Here is a 17854-nt window from a genome sequence, read left to right on the forward strand (position 1 = left end):
GAGCCGTCCCCACCGTCGCCGAGCCCGGCACCCCGCACGGATGCGGAGTCAGCCGCATCCGGCGGGTGCCGGCACCTCAACGGAGCTGATGCAGTGAACCCCCTGACCACCCGTGTCTTCGATCTCCCCGAGCAGTTGTCCGGCAAGGCCGACCCGGCCCTGATCGCCGACGACGAGCGGCACTTCGTGGCCATCGCGCGGTGTCTCGACGAGACGATCGCCGAGCTTTCCGACCGGCTCGACACCGAACTCAAGGCGCCCGGCGGTACCGGCCGGGCCGCGATGGACCGGGACATCGAGGTCCACCGGCTGACCGGACGGCTGCGCACCCTGCGCCGTTTCGGCCTCGACCTGTGCCTGGGGCGCGTCGTGGGCGCGGACGACCCCGACCCCGTGTACATCGGCCGGCTGGGCCTCACCGACAGCGAGGGCCGCCGGCTGCTGCTCGACTGGCGGTCACCCGCGGCCGAGCCGTTCTTCGCGGCGACCCACGCCGGCCCGATGGGGCTGCGCAGCCGCCGCAGATACCGCTGGACGGACGGCCGGATCAGCGACTACTGGGACGAGGTGTTCACCGCCGACGGGCTCGAAGGGCATGCCGCGCTCGACGACCAGTCCGCGTTCATCGCGAGCCTCGGCGCCGACCGGTCGGAGCGGATGCGGGACGTGCTCGCCACCATCCAGGCCGACCAGGACGCGATCATCCGCGCCGGATCCCGCGGCGCGCTCGTGGTCGACGGCGGCCCGGGCACCGGCAAGACGGTCGTCGCCCTGCACCGCACCGCCCATCTCCTGTACTCCGACCCGCGCCTCGGCCACCGGCGGGGCGGTGTCCTGTTCGTCGGCCCGCACCGGCCCTACCTGAATTACGTCTCCGACGTGCTGCCCAGCCTCGGCGAGGAGGGCGTCCAGACCTGCGTCCTGGCCGACCTCGTCGACGAGGGATCCGCGGCGACGCCCGAGGCCGACCCGGAGGTGGCCCGCCTGAAGTCGACCGCGGACATGGTGCGGGCGATCGAGACGGCCGTCCGCTTCTACGAGGAGCCGCCCGCCACGGGCATGACGGTCGCCACCGACTGGGGCGACCTGTGGCTGAGCGCCGACGACTGGGCCGACGCGTTCCGGGCGCCGGGGCCGGGCACACCGCACAACGAGGGCCGTGACCAGATCTGGGAGGAACTCGCGACCATCCTGCTGGACAAGCACACCGGCGACGACGTCCCGCCCGAGCGGTTCCGCAGGTCGCTCCAGCAGGACAGGGAGCTGACCGACACCCTGAACGGCGCCTGGCCGCTGCTGGAGGCCGGCGACCTGGTCGGCGACCTGTGGTCGGTGCCCGCCTATCTGCGGATGTGCGCCCCCTGGCTCGACCGCGACGACGTACGGCTGCTCCAGCGCGCCGACGCCCAGGCCTGGACCGTGTCCGACCTGCCGCTCCTGGACGCGGCCCGGCAGCGGCTCGGCGACCCGGCGGCGGCCCGGCGCAGGCAGCGGCAGGAGGCCGCGCTCGCCGCCCAGCGCGAGCGCATGGCACAGGTCGTCGACAACCTGATCGGGGCCGCCGTCGACTCCGGCGCCGACGGGGACGACGGCGAGGGCCTGGTGCGGATGCTGCGCGGCGAGGACGCCAAGGTCAGCCTGGTCGACGAGTCCGAACTGCCCACCCTCACCCCGGACCTGCTGGCCGGCCCGTTCGCGCACATCGTCGTCGACGAGGCCCAGGAACTGACCGACGCCGAATGGCAGATGCTGTTGCTGCGCTGCCCGTCCCGGAGCTTCACCATCGTCGGGGACCGGGCCCAGGCCAGGCACGGGTTCGCGGAGTCGTGGCGGGAACGCCTGGAGCGGGTCGGATTCGACCGGATCACCCTGGCCTCGCTCAGCATCAACTACCGCACCCCCGAGGAGATCATGGCGGAGGCCGAGCCGGTCATCCGGGCCGCGCTCCCGGACGCCAACGTGCCGACCTCGATCCGCGGCAGCGGCCTGCCCGTCGTCCACGGATCCGCCGACCGGCTGGCCCCGATCCTCGACGGCTGGCTCGACGCGCACCCCGAGGGCGTCGCCTGCGTGATCGGCGATCCCGCTTTCACCGCGACATCCCGGGTCCGCTCGCTCACCCCGGAGCTGTCGAAGGGGCTCGAGTTCGACCTGGTCGTCCTCGTCGATCCGGAGGACTTCGGCACGGGCGTCGAGGGCGCCGTCGACCGCTATGTCGCGATGACCCGGGCGACCCGCCAGCTGGTCGTCCTGACCAGCACTCCCTAGGGAACGTCTTCCGGGAACAGGGACAGCTCGGCCCAGATCGTCTTGCCCTCGCCGGTGTGCCGGGTGCCCCAGCGCTGGGTCAGCTGCGCCACCAGCAGCAGGCCCCGGCCGCCCTCGTCCCAGGTCTTGGCCCGGCGCAGGTGCGGGGCGGTGTGATTGGTGTCGGAGACCTCGCAGATCAGCCTGGTCGTGTCGTGGATCAGGCGGAGCCGGATGGGACGGGCGCCGTAGCGGATGGCGTTGGTGACCAGTTCGCTGACCACCAGCTCCGCCGTGAAGGCGGCCGTGGTCAGGTCCCACACGTCCAGCTGTTCCACCACCTGCTTGCGGATCGGCGCGACCAGGGCGGGGTCGGCGGGGACGTCCCAGGTCGCCACCCGGGACGGCGGCAGACCCTGGGTACGGGCCAGCAGCAGGGCCACGTCGTCGGCCGCGCCGCCCGACGGCAGCAGGGCGTGCAGGATCCGGTCGCAGGTCTCGTCCAGCGAGTCGCTGTACGCCGCCAGCGCCTCGTGGAGGAGCCGGCGACCGGTCTCCGGGTCACGGTGCGGGGAGGTGATCAGGCCGTCCGTGAACATGGCCAGCACGGTGCCCTCGGGCAGTTCGATCTCGGTGGACTCGAACGGCAGCCCGCCCAGGCCCAGCGGGGGACCGGCGGGCAGGTCCACCTCGTGGAGGCGGTGACCCGGGCGCAGCACGACGGGCGGCGGATGACCGGCGCGGGCCATGGTGCAGTGCCGCGACACCGGGTCGTAGACGGCGTACAGACAGGTCGCGCCGAGCTCACCGGGGCTGCCCTCGCCGCCCAGCTCCTCCGACAGCCGGACCACCAGGTCGTCGAGGTGGGTGAGCAGCTCGTCCGGGGCCAGGTCGATGTCGGCCAGGGTGCGTACCGCGGTGCGCAGCCGGCCCATGGTCGCCGAGGCCTGCACACCGTGGCCGACGACGTCCCCGACGACCATGGCGACCCGCAGCCCGGACAGCGGGATCACGTCGAACCAGTCGCCGCCCACCCCGGCCCGGGCGGCCGGCAGATAGCGGGAGGCGGCCTGCAGGGCCGCGGTGTGCGGCAGCGTCCGGGGCAGCAGGCTGCGCTGCAGGGCCAGGGCGGTCTCGCGCTCGCGGGAGTAGCGGCGGGCGTTGTCGACGCAGACGGCGGCCCGGGCCGTGATCTCCTCGGCCAGCAGCACGTCGTCGGGGCCGAACGGGTCGGCCCGGCGGTGGCGGGTCAGCACCGCGACTCCCAGGGTCGTGCCGCGCGCCTGGATCGGCACGGCCATCGAGGAGTGGACGCCGAACTCGCGCACCCGCTCCCCGCGCGTCTTGTGCCAGGTCAGCCACTGCGTCATCTCGCCGGACGCCACCTGGGCCACGATGGTGTGCCCCGCGATCAGCGAGTCGGCCTGCGGGGAGGAGGCCGGGTAGGACTCGCTGTGACCGGGCTTGAGCACCGCCTCGGGGACGCCGGGCAGTACCGACTGATGCGCGACACGGCGCAGCGTGACCGGCACCGTCAGCCGGGTCGGGAGGTCGCCGCCGTTGTCCGGCGGGTCCAGCAGGTCGACGGTGACGAAGTCGGCGAGGGCCGGCACGCAGACGTCCGCCAGCTCCTCCGCCGTACGGGTGACGTCCAGGGTGGTGCCGATGCGCACGCTCGCCTCGTTGACCAGCTGGAGTCGTTCCCTGGCGAGGTAGATATCGGTGATGTCGTGGGCGGCCAGGCTCACCCCCAGCACGCGTCCAGCGGCGTCGGTGACCGGTGCCATCCGGGCCAGCCAGGCGTGCGCCCGCTCCTCGCCGCCGGTGCGCATATAGGTCTGGACGTCCAGCGGGCGGCCGGTGGTCAGCACCCGGAGCATGTTCCGCTCCAGCTCCTCGCTCTGCGGCTTGCCGCCGATCTCGGTGATCCGGAGCCCCTGGATCCGCTCCTCGGGCAGACCGATGACCTCGGCCATCGCGTCGTTCACCCGGCGCAGCCGTAGTTGCCCGTCGTAGACCGCGATCGCGCACGGCGACTGGATCAGCGCGGCCGTGGCCAGCGGATCGTCCGGGGCGGGTGGGGCGCCGCCGGTCACCGGGGAGAAGACGAGCCACCGTCCGGCACGCTCGTCGTGTGCCGTGCGGTGGTGGGCGACCAGCCAGACCGGGACCGTACGGCCGTCCCGGTGGCGGAGTTCCAGGGTGCCGTCCCAGCGGATGCCCACAGGCACGGGCGGCGGGTCCCCGGCCAGCAGCAGCGCCGCGGGCCGGCCCACGACATCCTCGGCCGGGTGGCCGAGGAGCCGCCGTGCGCCCTCGTTCCACTCGACCAGTGTGCCGTTCTCGTTGATGACAGCCCGGGCCGTCGCCGCATCGTCGAACGGATAGACCCGGCTCATCTCGCCACTCCCAAGCGCACACTCACAGTCAACAGGTGCACCACAGGTGTTCAGCCTAGTGGGTCGGGACCGCCCGTGGCCGCCAGGCACCGGCGGCCGTTCGGGCAGGACCGGCCCCTGTCCGGGGGGTCGAACGGGGACCGGTCGACGGGACGAAAGCCGGGGCCGACCGCTTCCGGACCCTTGACTGTCGCGAGTGGCGCACCGTCAGAATCTGTTTGTTCACGATCAGTTGTGAGTAGTTCTGGGCCCTGATGAGGGAGAGCCGCACCATGACGGTCACTCGCAGATCGGTTCTGGCAGCCGCCACGGCAGCCCCGACGGCCGGCGCCCTGCTGGGCGCCCCGGGCGTCTGGGCGGTCCCCGAGCCGGATACAACCACGCAGGTCACCGGCCGCCGCACGGTCGCCCTGCGGGACGGCTGGCGGTTCGCGCTGGTAGACCCGGGCGGGATCACCGACCCGACCGGCGCCTACGCGGACGCCGCCGACCCCGGGTACGACGACTCGGCCTGGCGCCAGGTCGCCGTACCGCACGACTGGAGCATCGAGCAGACCCCCACCACCGAGCACGGCACCACCAGCGGCACCGGCTTCTTCCCGGGCGGCCTCGGCTGGTACCGGCTCGCCTTCACCCTGCCGCCCGGCTACGCCGGCAAGCGGATCTCGGTGGAGTTCGACGGCGTCTACATGGACTCGTACGTCTACTGCAACGGCACCCAGGTCGGCCGCCACCCGTACGGCTACACCGGGTTCGCCCTCGACCTCACCGGGCTGCTGCACACCGACGGCAGCACCGAGAACGTCCTCGCGGTCAAGGTGCAGAACCAACTGCCCAGCAGCCGCTGGTACTCGGGCAGCGGCATCTACCGCGAGGCCCGCCTGGTGGTGACCGAGCGCGTGCACGTCGCCCGCTGGGGGACGTACGTCACCACACCGGACATCACCGCCGAGCGGGCCGTGGTGCGGGTGCGGACGGCGGTGGTCGACGAGTCCGGGGAGGGCGCGGACGTCACGGTCGTCTCCCGGGTCGTCGGCCCCGACGGCCGTACGGTCGCCCGTACGTCCTCCACGGTCACCGTCACCGGATCCGGCTCCGGCTCCGGTGAGACCGTCGAGACCCATGAACTGACCGTCGCAAGACCGAAGTTGTGGTCCATCGAGGCCCCACACCGCTACACCCTGCACACCGAACTCCGGGTCGGCGGCACCACCACCGACACCTACCGCACGGTCTTCGGCATCCGCGGCTACCGCTTCGACCCGGACGAGGGCTTCACCCTCAACGGCGTCCACACCAAGATCAAGGGTGTCGACCTCCACCACGACCAGGGCGCCCTCGGCGCGGCGATCAGCTCCGACGCGGTGCGCAGACAGATGACCATCATGAAGTCGATGGGCGTCAACGCCTTCCGCACCTCGCACAACCCGCCCTCGCCGCAGATGATCGAGGTCTGCGAGGAGCTGGGGATCGTGATGATGGTGGAGGCCTTCGACTGCTGGCGGACCGGCAAGACCAAGTACGACTACGGCCGGTTCTTCGACGAGTGGTGCGAGAGCGACGCCACCGAGATGGTCCTCGCGGCCCGCAACTCGCCCGCCGTCGTCCTGTGGTCCATCGGCAACGAGATCCCCGACTCCACCTCCACCGCCGGCCTCGCCATGGCCGACCGGATCATCGCCGCCGTCAAAGCCGCCGACGACACCCGCCCCCTGGTCATCGGCTCCGACAAGTACCGCGGGGTGCCGAAGCAGGGCTCCGCCGCCGACCTGATGCTCGCCAAGCTCGACGGACTCGGCCTCAACTACAACACCGCCAAGTCGGTGGACGCGCTGCACGCGGCCTACCCGCACCTCTTCCTCTTCGAGTCCGAGTCCTCCTCGGAGACCTCGACCCGTGGCGCGTACCAGGAGCCGCAACACCTCAACACGGGGGAGAACCACACGCCCGGCCGCCGTGCGACCTCGTCGTACGACAACAACCTGGCCTCCTGGACGATGAGCGGCGAGTACGGCCACAAGAAGGACCGGGACCGGAAGTGGTTCGCGGGCCAGTTCCTGTGGTCGGGCATCGACTACATCGGCGAGCCGACGCCGTACAACGTCTTCCCGGTCAAGGCGTCCTTCTTCGGCGCGGTCGACACGGCCGGTTTCCCGAAGGACATGTACCACCTCTTCCGGAGCCAGTGGGTGAGCGAGCCCATGGTGCATCTGCTGCCGATGAGCTGGAACCACGAGGCGGGGGACACGGTCGAGGTGTGGGCGTACGCCAATGTGCCCGCCGTCGAGCTGTTCCTGAACGGGAAGTCCCTGGGGGTGCGGGAGTTCGACACCAAGACGACGACGGACGGCCGTACCTATCTGGAGACCACCGAGGCCACCGGCGACGACAAGACCTTCACCACCGGCCCCTACCCGGGCAGTTACACCAGCCCGAACGGCAGTGCGGGGAAACTGCACCTGACCTGGAAGGTGCCCTACCGGCCGGGCGAGCTGAAGGCGGTGGCCCGGCGCGACGGCAAGGTGGTCGCGACCGACGTCCTGCGCACCGCCGGTGCCCCGCACACCGTCCGCCTCACCGCCGACCGGAGGTCCCTGGCCGCCGACGGGCGGTCACTGGTCTTCGTGACCGCCGAGATCGTCGACGCGCACGGTGTGGTGGTGCCCGACGCCGAGCACCTCGTCTCCTTCGCGGTTTCCGGCGGCTCGCTGGCCGGGCTCGACAACGGTCGCGAGGAGAGCGCCGAGCGCTACCAGGCCAGCACCCGGACCGCCTTCCACGGCAAGGCGCTCGCCATCGTCCGCGCCGGTACAAAGCCGGGCGCCCTCAGGGTGACCGCTCGAGTGGACGGCCTGCGCAAGGGCACCGTCACCGTCCACACCACGCCCGCCCGCTCGGCGGCCCGCACCCCCGCCCCCGACTTCGGCCCGGACCATCCGGCCCCGCCCGGCTACCCCTACGCGGACGCCAGTTACTCGGGCCGTCCGGACACCCTCCCGGCCGCCCTGCTGGACGGTGACCCGGCCACCGGCTGGTCCAACGCCTTCGCCAAGTCGGCCACCGCCCTGCTGCCCGCGTTCAGCGGAGCCCGCACCGAGGACTGGGTGTCGGTCGACTTCGGGCGCACCCGCACCTTCGACCGGGCGGACGTGTCCTTCACCGTGGACGCCACCCATGCGCTGCCCGCCTCGGTCGAGGTGGCGGTCTGGGACGGCGGGACGTACCGCGCGGTGGACGGTACGACGGTGGACTGGGCCACCGCCTCGGACGCCCCGACCGTCATCACCTTCACCCAGGTACACGGCTCGCGGCTGCGGCTGACCCTGACCAGCGCCCATCCGGGGGAGGCCTCGGGGGCGCTGCGGATCAGCAGGCTCGACATCTGACTCGGACCCCGACGGGCGCGGTTCGGACCCCGGCCGCCGAACCGTGCCCGGAGGTACCGCAGGATTCCGCTCTGACCAGCGCGTATTTACGGGCGAGTACCCGCGCGGTACCGTGAAGGGCATGCCAGCTCTCAACGTGGAGTTCAGCGACCGCGAGCTAGAGGACCTGCGGCAGATCGCCAAGGAGCGCGGTACGTCCATGAAGGCCCTCGTCCGTGAGGCGGCCGCCGCCGACATCGCCCGGCACCGGGCGTTGCAGGAGGGGGCGGAGGAGTTCCGCCGGTTCTTCGCCGCGCACGCGGCCGAGTTCGCGGCCGCGTTCCCCGACGACGAGCCGTCCGCGAAGGGCGAGGCCGCCTGAGCCATGCCGCCGGTCATCCATATCGACGTGCCCTGGCTCCTGCAGCGCCATGAGGAAGTGCTGCCGGACCAGCCCACCGTCGACGACTTCTCCGCACTGGTCGCCGCCGTCGCCCGGCACCGCGTCGACCCGCCCCGGCTCGGTGTGGACTCCGACCCGGCCTGGCGGGCCGCCGCCCTGCTGCACACTCTCGCCCTGCTCAAGCCGCTGCCCTCGGCCAACGCCCGGTTCGCCTGCGCGACCGCGGTGGCCTACATGTTCGTCAGCGGCGTGGGCATCGATCCGCCCTACGGAGCCCTTGTCGACCTCGCCCGCGACCTGATCGACGGCAAGGCCGACGTCTACGCCGCGGCGGACCGGCTCCGTTCCTGGCAGCTCTGACCCGCCCGGACCTGCGGGCAAGGCTGCCTCCGGCGCCTCGGGGGTCGCCGGCCACGGGCGGGAGGAACGGGGCCGGCGACCTGTTTCGCACAGAAGAGCCGCCGTTCTGCGCGGGGCCGTACGAGGAGGGCCGGTCACCAGTGGACTACCCGTACGGACGGGGCGGGAGCGTGCGCGCGGGACCGGAGTGGGTGCGCCGTTCACACGGGGTGTGCGTAAAAGTGAATACGGCCGTGACAGGACAATGGTCGCGGCCGTCTTTCTGACATTCTGTCAATGCTGTCGATGTTGTACAGGCGCCTTGTTGCTTGTGTGAGACTTGTGCGAGGGTGAAACATCCCCGCGGGGGGTAATGGCCAGGAACTATTCCGCAGTTGGGGAACGCGACCGACGCCATGCCGGTCAATTCCCGCTCCCCGTACGCGCACCGAAGAGGTACGCACCACCGCACCAAAGGAATCCGCTCCGTGCCCACCCCCCACCCGCCTCGACCCCCCTATCCGCCGCCGGGCGGTGATGCCGGGGAGTCCGACGAGTCCCTCGCCGCCCCGCTGCGCGCCGGATCCGACGTCGAGGCCTCCCGGTCCGCCGCGCTGCTCATGGCCCGGCACTGGCGCCCCGTACAGGAATACGCGGTCATCTGTCTGGCCGCCTCCGGGCCCGTCGCCCACATGGTCGCGGCCGCCGCCTTCCACCAGGTTCTCGACCGGGTGGCCCTCGGGGAGAGTGCCGACGCGCTCCGGCCCCGGCTGCTCGTCTCGGTCCGTGACACGGTCGCCAACTGGTCGGCCGAAGACCGAATATCCGAGGTTCTTCCGGACCTCGGGAAACCGGCCGGCGGCCGCGGTATGCGCGCCGCGAAGTCCATGACACCGGAAAACCGCACCCTCGCGGAGCGTTCATTCCTGGGTCTTCCGGCGCTCGCCCAGAGTCTGCTGTGGCACATCGAGGTCGAGGCGGAACCGATAACCGTACCGGCCGGTCTGTTGGGCATGGACACGGCAACCGCAGGGGCCGCGCTCGAAGACGCCCGGGAGAAATTCCGGGAGGGCTGTGTCCGCGCCCACCGGGAACTCGCGCCGTCCCAGGAGTGCCGCTACTACAACCGGCTGCTGGACGTTCCGCTGCGCCGGGGCGGCGCGCTGCTGCCGGACGTCCAGGAGCATCTCGCGGAGTGCCCGTACTGTCGGGCCGCCGCCGAACAACTCGGCCAGGTCGAGGGCGGTCTGGGGGCGTTGCTCGTCGAAGCGGTGCTCGGCTGGGGAGCCCGCCGCTACCTCGACTCCCGTCCGGGACGCAATGGCGGCGGGGGAGAGCCCCGTACCCGTTCCTCCTCCCGGCGCTCCGGAGGCGGCCGCCGCCGCGCGACGGCGCGGAACCGGATCCTGGCCCGCATCACCGTGCCGGTGCGCCGTCCACCGGGGTCCTGGTCGTCGAAGACGCTGCTGACCAGCGTCGGCGTCGCCGGGGCGGGCCTGCTGGCCTCCGTCCTCGCGGTCAGCGCGCTGTCCGGCGGCGGCGACGGCAGCGACGCCGTGGCCTCCGCGGGCCTGGTGCCCGGCGACTCCGACCCCGAGGCGACGCCCACCTCCGGTACGGCCGCCGGGCTGCCCGCCGCCAACCACGAGACCAGACTGCGCAACGTCGCCGCCCAGCTGTGCCTGGACATCAACGGCGCGCCGAAGGCCGGGGCGAGTGTCGTGCTGGCGGTGTGCTCCTCCTCCTCGACCCAGGAGTGGACCTACCAGAACGACGGCGAGCTGCGCAGCGTGGCCGACCGCGGGCTGTGCCTGGACTCGCACGCGGACGGCGGGGTGGTCATCCTCGGCACCTGCGCGGACGCCGGTACCGAACGCGGTGACGACGTCCGCTACGACCTCACCGTCCAGGGCGAGCTGCTGCCCCGCTGGGACCAGACCCTCGCCCTCGCCACGGCCGGCGAGGAAGCGGGCGCCGACATCGTCGTGAAGGTCCGCGACCGCTCCAGCGCCCAGCACTGGCTCACGGACCCGCCGGCCCCGTCCCAGAGCTCCGGCTCCCTCTCCATCGCCGGAGCCGGCGGTCCTTCGGCCCAGCCGGCGCAACTGTCCGGCAACTAGCCGCCTCGCGCCAGGATCCGTGAGAGGAACGCGGCCCCGACCGCCCGGTGGCGCGGTGAGGCGGGCCGGGCCGCGTGTGCTGCGAGGACGAGAGGGCTCCAACGGGGGACGGCGGGGGAGCGCGGGGCGGCCGACGGTTCCGTGGCGCGGGGTGGGCGACGGACCGGACGCCGTCCCCGACGGGTTCCGCCGACGCCGGAGCCCGGGTCGGGCCGACGGCCGGCGGGCTGTTCCTCCGGCTTTCGCGGCCGCGGTGGACGGTTGGGCCATCGCCGGACGGTCTCAGTCCTGATCGGCGTCCGGCCCCTGGGCCCGGACCCGTTCGACGTGCTCCAGGGAGTCGCGGAGCTCGGTCAGCCAGTCGTCGGTGTGCTTCTGGACCAGCCGCACGCACCACGCCAGTGCCTCGCTGCGGCTGCGTGCCACACCCCCGGCGATCAGCGTGTCCAGTACCTGGCGCTCGGGCTGGCGCAGCCGGGTCATCACCGGCGCGGCCACGTGCGTGAACAGCGCCCGCTGCCCGGCGCACTCCACACCCCAGGCCACCTTGCGGCGGAACTGGTGCTCCGCTTCCTGGGCCACCCCGATCCGGGTCTCCCGGGTGCGCTCCCGGAACTCCTGGATCCGGCCCTCCACGGCGGCCTCCCGTTCGGCGTCCGAGACGCCCTCCGCCAGCTTGGGGCCGGGGATGCGCCCGACGACGGTGATCTCCTCGCGGTCCACCGTCACCTCGACCAGTTCCTCGAACAGATCGTCGGGCAGCCGGCCGGCGAACCAGCCGCGCAGCTTCTCTCGTTGCTCTTGGGTAATCATGTAATGACGATTACTCCGTTGCATCGCGAAGGCAAGGGCTTGCGGAGAAGTCCGCCGACAGCGGAAGCGGAATGTTTCAGGACGATTAACGAGGCGCTGAGAACCGGCCATCGGGCCGTTTCGAGCGATCAAGAACCGCTCTGTTGGGCGGTCGACGCGCCTGAACTCCGTGACTTCACGCCACTGATTCAATACGCAAGGTTACTGAAACCTGTGGGTTCGATGTGTGTTTCGCCGACGGACTCGGCAGAGTGGCGCCCGCCGCCCCGGCACCCACCGGGTCGTGGGTGGCACCCGTCGAATCAAGCGGAAGGATGCACACAATGCGAACCACCGCGCGCTGGGCAGCGACCCTCGGCCTCACGGCCGCCGCCGTCTGCGGACCCCTGACGGGGGCCGCCGTCGCCGCCCCGAGCTCGCTCTACGCGCCCTCGGCCCTGGTGCTCACCACCGGCCACGGCACTGACGCGGCCACCGCCACGCCCGAGCGCGCCGTCACCCTGAACTGCGCCCCCGCCGCGTCCGGCACCCACCCGGCGGCCGCCCAGGCCTGCGCCGAACTGAGCGGCGCCGGCGGCGACTTCGACGCCCTGGCGCCCAGGACCGACGTGTGGTGTACCAAGCTCTACGACCCCGTCGTGGTGACGGTCGAGGGCGTCTGGCAGGGCAAGCGCGTCTCCTACGAACGCACCTTCGGCAACCAGTGCATGAGGGACGCCTACGGCGTCAGCGTCTTCTCCTTCTGAGCCCGGGATCGCACGGTCCTCGTGACTGCCGGAACAGGTCCGCAACTGGGGAGTGCGGCCCCTGGAACGGGGAACCTGCGATCTCGCGCCGGGGGTCGGCGGGCAGTGTGGGGCTGCCCGCCGCCCCCCGGCATCACCGCCGCTCCCCGGCGCTCCCGTCCCGGGGAAGCCCGGGGAGCGGCGGGAATCGCCCCAGCAGACCCGCGGCCCTGAGCAGCCGCGGAACGCGGGGCCCTTCGCACACCAGCCGCAGCCGCCCGCCCCGCTCCCTGGCCCGCGCCTCGGCCCGGCACAGCACCCGCAAGCCCGAGCAGTCGAGAAAGTCCAGCCGCCGCAGATCGACGAGGACATCCGGCTCGGCCCCGGCGGTGGCCGCGAGCAGATGCTCGGCGACCAGATCCTCGGTGGCGATGTCCACCTCGCCGAAGACCTCGACGACGAGATACGTCCCGCACCGGCGGCTTCGCGCACAGGAGTTGGCGGCGGGCAGCCCGGGTTCGTCCGCTTCCGGCGTCATCTCTGCTCCCCCTGGCACAGGGCGCGTACGGGACCGGTTGGTACCCGTCGGGGGCGCCTGCCATCCCTGATGCGGGCGGCGCAAGATCAGGTTCACTCGACCCGGTGAATTTCTCTCAAATGACTTGACTGGAAGCACTTCGTGAAAGGCGAAGGGCCGCCGTCTCCCTGCTGACGGCGACCCCTCGGTCTTCGGCGGCTCCGAAGTTCACGTCACATGTGAACGACCGGTGCCGCGTCCGCGTCCTGCTGCGGTACCCCCTTGCGGAACAGCAGGAAGGCGATCACCGCGCCCGCCGCGAACATGCCGGCCGACCACCAGAACGCGGTCGTGTAGCTCTCGATCGTCGCGTGGGCCTGTACCAGCTTGCTCGTCGCGTCCCGCCCGGCCAGGTAGTCCGTCGCCGCGCTCGCCGCGAGCGTGTTGAGCAGCGCCGTACCGATCGAACCGCCCACCTGCTGCATGGCGTTGACCGTCGCGGAGGCGACGCCCGCCTCGTCGGCCGTCACCCCGCCCGTGGCCAGCTGCATGGACGCCGGCATGACCAGGCCGAGGCCGAGGCCGGTCACGATCAGCTGCGGCAGTACCGCGCTGACGTAGCTGGAGCCGACGCCGATCCCGGTCAGCCAGGCCATGCCGAGCGCGGAGACCGCGAAGCCCAGCGGGACGACCGCCTTCGGGCCGATCCGCGGCACCAGCACCTGGGTGCCGACCTGTGCGGTCACCATCAGGGCGCCGATCATCGGCAGGAACGCCAGACCGGTCTTCGTCGGGCTGAAGCCGAGGTTCAGCTGCAGGTAGTAGGTGAGGAAGAGGAACACGCCGAACATGCCGCCCGCGGAGATCAGCACGGCGAGGAACGAGGCGGCCCGGTTGCGCTCCAGCAGGATGCCCAGCGGCAGCAGCGGGTACTTGGCCTTGGTCTGCCACCAGGCGAAGGCCGCCAGGAGTATGACGCCGGCGAGCAGGAAGCCCCAGGTCAGCGGCGAACCCCAGTCATGCGTCTCGGCGTTGGAGAAGCCGTAGACCAGCGAGAACAGACCGGCGGCGACCAGGACCGTGCCCGGCACGTCCAGCTTGGAGTTCCCGGCGTCGCGGTGGTTGTGGAGCAGTGCCATGCCGCCCGCGAAGGCGACGACGGCGATCGCGACGTTCACGTACAGCGTCGAGCGCCAGTCGAACGTGTCGGTCAGGACACCGCCGAGCAGGAGGCCCACCGCGCCGCCGGCGCCGGCGATGGCGCCGTAGACGCTGAACGCCCGGGCCCGCTCACGGGCGTCGGTGAACGTGGTGTTGAGCAGGGAGAGGGCGGTCGGGGCGAGCAGCGCGCCGAAGGCGCCTTGCAGGGCGCGGGCGGTGACCAGCATCCCGAAGCCGTTCGCGGCACCGCCCAGTGCCGACACGGCGGCGAAGCCGACGACTCCCACGAGGAAGGCGGTCTTGCGGCCGAACAGGTCGGCGATGCGTCCGCCGAGCAGCAGCAGGGAGGCGAAGCTGAGGGCGTAGGCGGTGACGATCCACTGCCGGTTGCCGTCGGAGAACCCGAGGTCGGCCTGGGCGGACGGCAGGGCGATGTTCACGATGGTGGCGTCGAGCACCACCATCAGCTGGGCGACGGCGATGACCGCGAGGATCCACCACCGCTTGGAGGAGGCGTCGGCGGGCGGTGCCGCCGGGGCACCGACGCGGGCGTCGTCGGTCAGAGTCTTCTCAGACATGGGGGAACCACTCCAGGGAAGTCGTTCGGGATCTACCGGGAAAGCGCTTAGGCGCGACGACCGTCCCCCGGCCGCGAACGAAACGGTTTCGTACACATCGAGACTAGTCCAGTTCCAGCGAAACGGCAACGTTTCGTTGGGGACGCAAATCGATCATGGGTCGCGGCAGGCCCGCGACGGCCGCCGTGGAGCTGTCCGGCGAGGCAAGGGGGCGTCGGCCCGGCGCTGCTGGTGATCGGCCACGCGCGGGAGCACCGGCCGGGACGGCACCCCTGCGCCACCCGGCTCCGTTCGTCGTCCCCCCGGTCAGTCGGTGCCTGGCTCCTCGGAGGGGATGCGGTTCCGGTGCAGGACCTCGCCGAGGGTGCCTCCTTCGTCGCCGCCGAGTTTGGTGAGCGGACGCAGCAACTCACTGCTGGGGCGGCCGTCGGCGAGGTAGTCCTCGTCCACCGCGGCATGCGGCACCCGGCCGAAGACCAGGGTGCGGTCGCCCATGCGCAGGGTGGTGTGCGAACGGCACTCCAGAGCCACATGGGCCGCTGCCACTCCCGGCGGACGCACTCGGTGGGTCCGGGCGTGGCGCAGCCAGGATGCGCGTGTCGCGGGACAGACGACGGCGACCGCGTCGCGTAGCGCCACAGCGCCGGGACCGGCGGTCACGGCGGGTCCGGGTCGGCGGATCGCGGCGGGCGGGCCCACCCCAGGGACCGTTCCACGGCCCGCAGCCAGTCGGCGTACTCGGCCTCCCGCCGCTCGGGGTCCATGCCGGGCAGCCACTGCGCGGCCCGGTGCCAGTTGTGGCGCAGGACTTCCAGGTCCGGCCAGTAGCCCGCGGCGAGCCCGGCGGCGTAGGCCGCGCCCAGGGAGACCGTCTCGGCGACCATGGGCCTCACCACAGGCACGTCGAGCACGTCCGCCACGAACTGCATGAGCAGGTTGTCCGCGGTCATGCCGCCGTCCACCTTGAGCTGCCGGAGGGGGACCGGGAAGTCGGCGTTCATGGCGTCGACGACCTCACGTGTCTGCCATCCGGTGGCCTCCAGGACCGCGCGCGCCAGGTGTCCCTTGGTGATGTACGAGGTGAGTCCGACGATGACCCCGCGTGCGTCGCTGCGCCAGTGCGGTGCGAACAGACCTGAGAAGGCGGGGACGATGTAGCAGCCGCCGTTGTCCTCGACCGTCCGCGCCAGGGTCTCGATCTCCGGAGCGCTGCTGATCAGACCCAGGCGGTCACGGAACCACTGGACGAGCGCTCCGGTGACCGCGATCGACCCTTCCAGGGCGTAGGCCGGCTGCTGGTCGTCGATCTTGTAGGCGACGGTGGTGAGGAGTCCGTGCCGGGACCGCACGATGTCGCTGCCGGTGTTGAGCAGCAGGAAGCTGCCCGTACCGTACGTGCACTTCGCCTCGCCCGGGGAGAAGCAGGTCTGGCCGAAGAGCGCGGCCTGCTGGTCGCCGAGCGTGGCCGTGATGGCGACACCCGGGAAGAGCGAGCGGGCTTCGCCGTAGGTCTCGGCGGAAGACCTGATCTCAGGCAGCATCGAGCGGGGCACCCCGAAGAAGGCCAGCAACTCGTCGTCCCAGGTGAGCGTGCGGATGTTCATCAGCATCGTGCGGCTGGCATTGGTGACGTCGGTGATGTGCAGGCCGCCGTCGGCCCCTCCGGTGAGGTTCCAGATCAGCCAGCTCTCCATCGTTCCGCACAGCACCTCGCCGTTCGCGGCGCGCTGCTCGAGACCCTTGACATGGTCGAACAGCCAGCGGATGCGCAGCGCGGAGAAGTAGGTCGACGGCGGCAGACCGCACCGCTCCAGGAAGAACTCCTCGCCGGGGCGCTGTCTCAGCTCCTCGACCAGTGACGCCGTGCGGGTGTCCTGCCAGACGATCGCCCGGCCGAGCGGGGCCCCGGTCCGCCGGTCCCAGAGCACGGTCGTCTCCCGCTGGTTGGCCAGGCCGATGGCGGCGATCTGTTCCGTGTCGACACAGGCGCCGCCCAGCGCCTCGGGTCCGATGCGCCGCAGGTTCTGCCAGATCTCGACGGCGTCGTGCTCGACCCAGCCGGGCCTCGGGAAATGCTGCTGATGCTCCTTCTGCGCGACCGAGACCAGTCGGCCGCGGTGGTCGAACAGGATGCATCGGGTCGAGTTGGTGCCCTGATCGATGGACATTACATACCGTTCGGCCATGATCGGGTCTGCCTTCCGACGGGGCGATGGGGCGGCCGGCCAGGCCTACCAGCGGGCGGCTCCCAGATCTTTGGAGATCGCCCGCGCGGCATCACGGGTCAGGGTGATCAGGCTCTGCCGGGGCCGGCCCTGGCTGTCGCAGATCCGTTCGACCGGCCCGGACAGCCCGATGGCGCCGACGACGAGGCCGCCGTGCCCCCGGATCGGCGCGGCGAGCCCGGCCTCGCCCATGGTCATCTCCTGGATCTCGGCGGCCCAACCGAGTTCCCGGGCCTCGGCGAGAGCGCGGGCGAGCTGCTCGCGATCGGCCAGGGTGTGCCGGGTGTAGGTATCCAGGCCCGGATGCCGGTCGGGGTCGATCGTCGCCGTCCCGTAGGCCAGCAGCACCTTGCCGAGCGAGGAGGCGTGCAGGGGCAGCAGCGAGCCCACGTCCAGGGTCTGGAAGGTGTCGTCCGGCCGGAACACGTGGTGAACGACGAGCACGCTGCCTTCCAGGGGCGTCCCCAGGCGAACCGACTCCCCGCTGCGGGCGGCGAGGGCATCCGCCCAGTTCAGGGAGCGGGAGCGCAGCTCGTTGACGTCCAGATAGCTGGTGCCGAGGTGCAGCAGGGCGGCTCCGAGCTGGTATTTCCCGGTCGCCGCGTCCTGCTCGACGAAGTCGACGTGCTGGAGCGTGCGGAGGATGCCGTGGGCTGTGCCCTTGGCCAGCCCGAGCGAGGCCGCCACCTCGCCGAGCCCCAGTCGGCGGGGCCCACCGGCGAGCAGGCGCAGGATCGCCGCCGCCCGTTCGATCGACTGGACTGGGCCGGCCATGAAGCGAGCCTATTACCGTCACGGACGCTTCGCTTCACGTGCGGGAGGCCGCCGCCGAGGCATCGGGAAGATCCGCGTTCGGTAATGGCGACCGCCGTTCATTGACCGCCCTGGTTTGAGTCCTTAGCTTGCAATGAGGCCGGAATGCGTGAATATGACGCCGTACCGGCAGACAGACCACCGGGAGA

13 protein-coding genes are annotated in these 17854 nt (G+C 71.7%); 6 read left to right on the forward strand and 7 right to left on the reverse strand.

Translation table 11 applies throughout. The features are described 5' to 3' along the window. Nucleotides 1-93 precede the first annotated feature (93 nt). A complete protein-coding gene (helR, locus tag ACZ4N4_RS38800) occupies nucleotides 94-2268 on the forward strand; it encodes an RNA polymerase recycling motor ATPase HelR (protein WP_467597837.1) in 2175 nt (724 codons plus the stop codon). Here helR and ACZ4N4_RS38805 read toward each other — a convergent pair. After that, nucleotides 2265-4646 (reverse strand): SpoIIE family protein phosphatase, encoded by a 2382-nt coding sequence (locus tag ACZ4N4_RS38805; RefSeq protein ID WP_467597840.1) that lies wholly within the window; start codon nucleotides 4644-4646, stop codon nucleotides 2265-2267. The two genes, helR and ACZ4N4_RS38805, sit on opposite strands and share 4 nt — an antisense overlap. A 272-nt stretch (nucleotides 4647-4918) precedes the next feature. Between ACZ4N4_RS38805 and ACZ4N4_RS38810 the strand changes: the two genes are divergently transcribed. The 4 genes from ACZ4N4_RS38810 to ACZ4N4_RS38825 all read left to right on the forward strand — a co-directional run bounded on the left by ACZ4N4_RS38810 (nucleotide 4919) and on the right by ACZ4N4_RS38825 (nucleotide 10873). Further along, complete coding sequence (locus ACZ4N4_RS38810) at nucleotides 4919-8032, forward strand: glycoside hydrolase family 2 TIM barrel-domain containing protein (RefSeq protein WP_467597843.1); 3114 nt, start codon at nucleotides 4919-4921, stop codon at nucleotides 8030-8032. A 121-nt stretch (nucleotides 8033-8153) separates the two neighbouring features. Then, nucleotides 8154-8393, forward strand: a complete 240-nt coding sequence (locus ACZ4N4_RS38815) for a hypothetical protein (RefSeq protein WP_360494007.1) — start codon at nucleotides 8154-8156, stop codon at nucleotides 8391-8393. 3 nt (nucleotides 8394-8396) lie between these two features. Continuing rightward, the gene (locus tag ACZ4N4_RS38820; protein ID WP_351327488.1) at nucleotides 8397-8774 is read left to right on the forward strand and encodes a toxin Doc; all 378 of its coding nucleotides are present in this window, start codon (nucleotides 8397-8399) and stop codon (nucleotides 8772-8774) included. A gap of 467 nt (nucleotides 8775-9241) precedes the next feature. Further along, nucleotides 9242-10873 carry an RICIN domain-containing protein gene (locus ACZ4N4_RS38825; RefSeq protein ID WP_467597846.1) on the forward strand — a complete coding sequence of 544 codons (1632 nt, stop codon included), beginning with the start codon at nucleotides 9242-9244 and terminating at the stop codon, nucleotides 10871-10873. 282 nt (nucleotides 10874-11155) lie between these two features. Here ACZ4N4_RS38825 and ACZ4N4_RS38830 read toward each other — a convergent pair whose 3' ends face one another. Continuing rightward, entirely contained in the window at nucleotides 11156-11686 is a 531-nt protein-coding gene (locus tag ACZ4N4_RS38830; protein WP_467597849.1) for a hypothetical protein, read from the reverse strand. A gap of 323 nt (nucleotides 11687-12009) precedes the next feature. On the opposite strand from ACZ4N4_RS38830, the gene ACZ4N4_RS38835 reads away from it, so the two are divergent. Further along, complete coding sequence (locus ACZ4N4_RS38835; protein WP_450756688.1) at nucleotides 12010-12432, forward strand: subtilase-type protease inhibitor; 423 nt, start codon at nucleotides 12010-12012, stop codon at nucleotides 12430-12432. 133 nt (nucleotides 12433-12565) lie between these two features. On the opposite strand, the gene ACZ4N4_RS38840 is transcribed toward ACZ4N4_RS38835, so the two are convergent. The 5 genes from ACZ4N4_RS38840 to ACZ4N4_RS38860 all read right to left on the reverse strand — a co-directional run bounded on the left by ACZ4N4_RS38840 (nucleotide 12566) and on the right by ACZ4N4_RS38860 (nucleotide 17666). After that, nucleotides 12566-12949: an STAS domain-containing protein gene (locus tag ACZ4N4_RS38840; protein ID WP_467597851.1), complete on the reverse strand. Its 384-nt coding sequence runs from the start codon at nucleotides 12947-12949 to the stop codon at nucleotides 12566-12568. 212 nt (nucleotides 12950-13161) lie between these two features. Beyond that, complete coding sequence (locus ACZ4N4_RS38845) at nucleotides 13162-14667, reverse strand: MFS transporter (RefSeq protein WP_467597854.1); 1506 nt, start codon at nucleotides 14665-14667, stop codon at nucleotides 13162-13164. Nucleotides 14668-14973: 306 nt separating this feature from the next. After that, entirely contained in the window at nucleotides 14974-15327 is a 354-nt protein-coding gene (locus tag ACZ4N4_RS38850) for a hypothetical protein (protein WP_467597857.1), read from the reverse strand. Then, the gene (gene glpK / locus ACZ4N4_RS38855; RefSeq protein ID WP_467597860.1) at nucleotides 15324-16853 is read right to left on the reverse strand and encodes a glycerol kinase GlpK; all 1530 of its coding nucleotides are present in this window, start codon (nucleotides 16851-16853) and stop codon (nucleotides 15324-15326) included. The genes ACZ4N4_RS38850 and glpK overlap by 4 nt, the downstream gene beginning before the upstream one ends. Nucleotides 16854-16898: 45 nt before the next feature. Continuing rightward, a complete protein-coding gene (locus ACZ4N4_RS38860) occupies nucleotides 16899-17666 on the reverse strand; it encodes an IclR family transcriptional regulator (protein WP_467597863.1) in 768 nt (255 codons plus the stop codon). Nucleotides 17667-17854 lie beyond the last annotated feature (188 nt).

The sequence above is a fragment of the Streptomyces sp. NPDC026538 genome, from assembly GCF_055567535.1.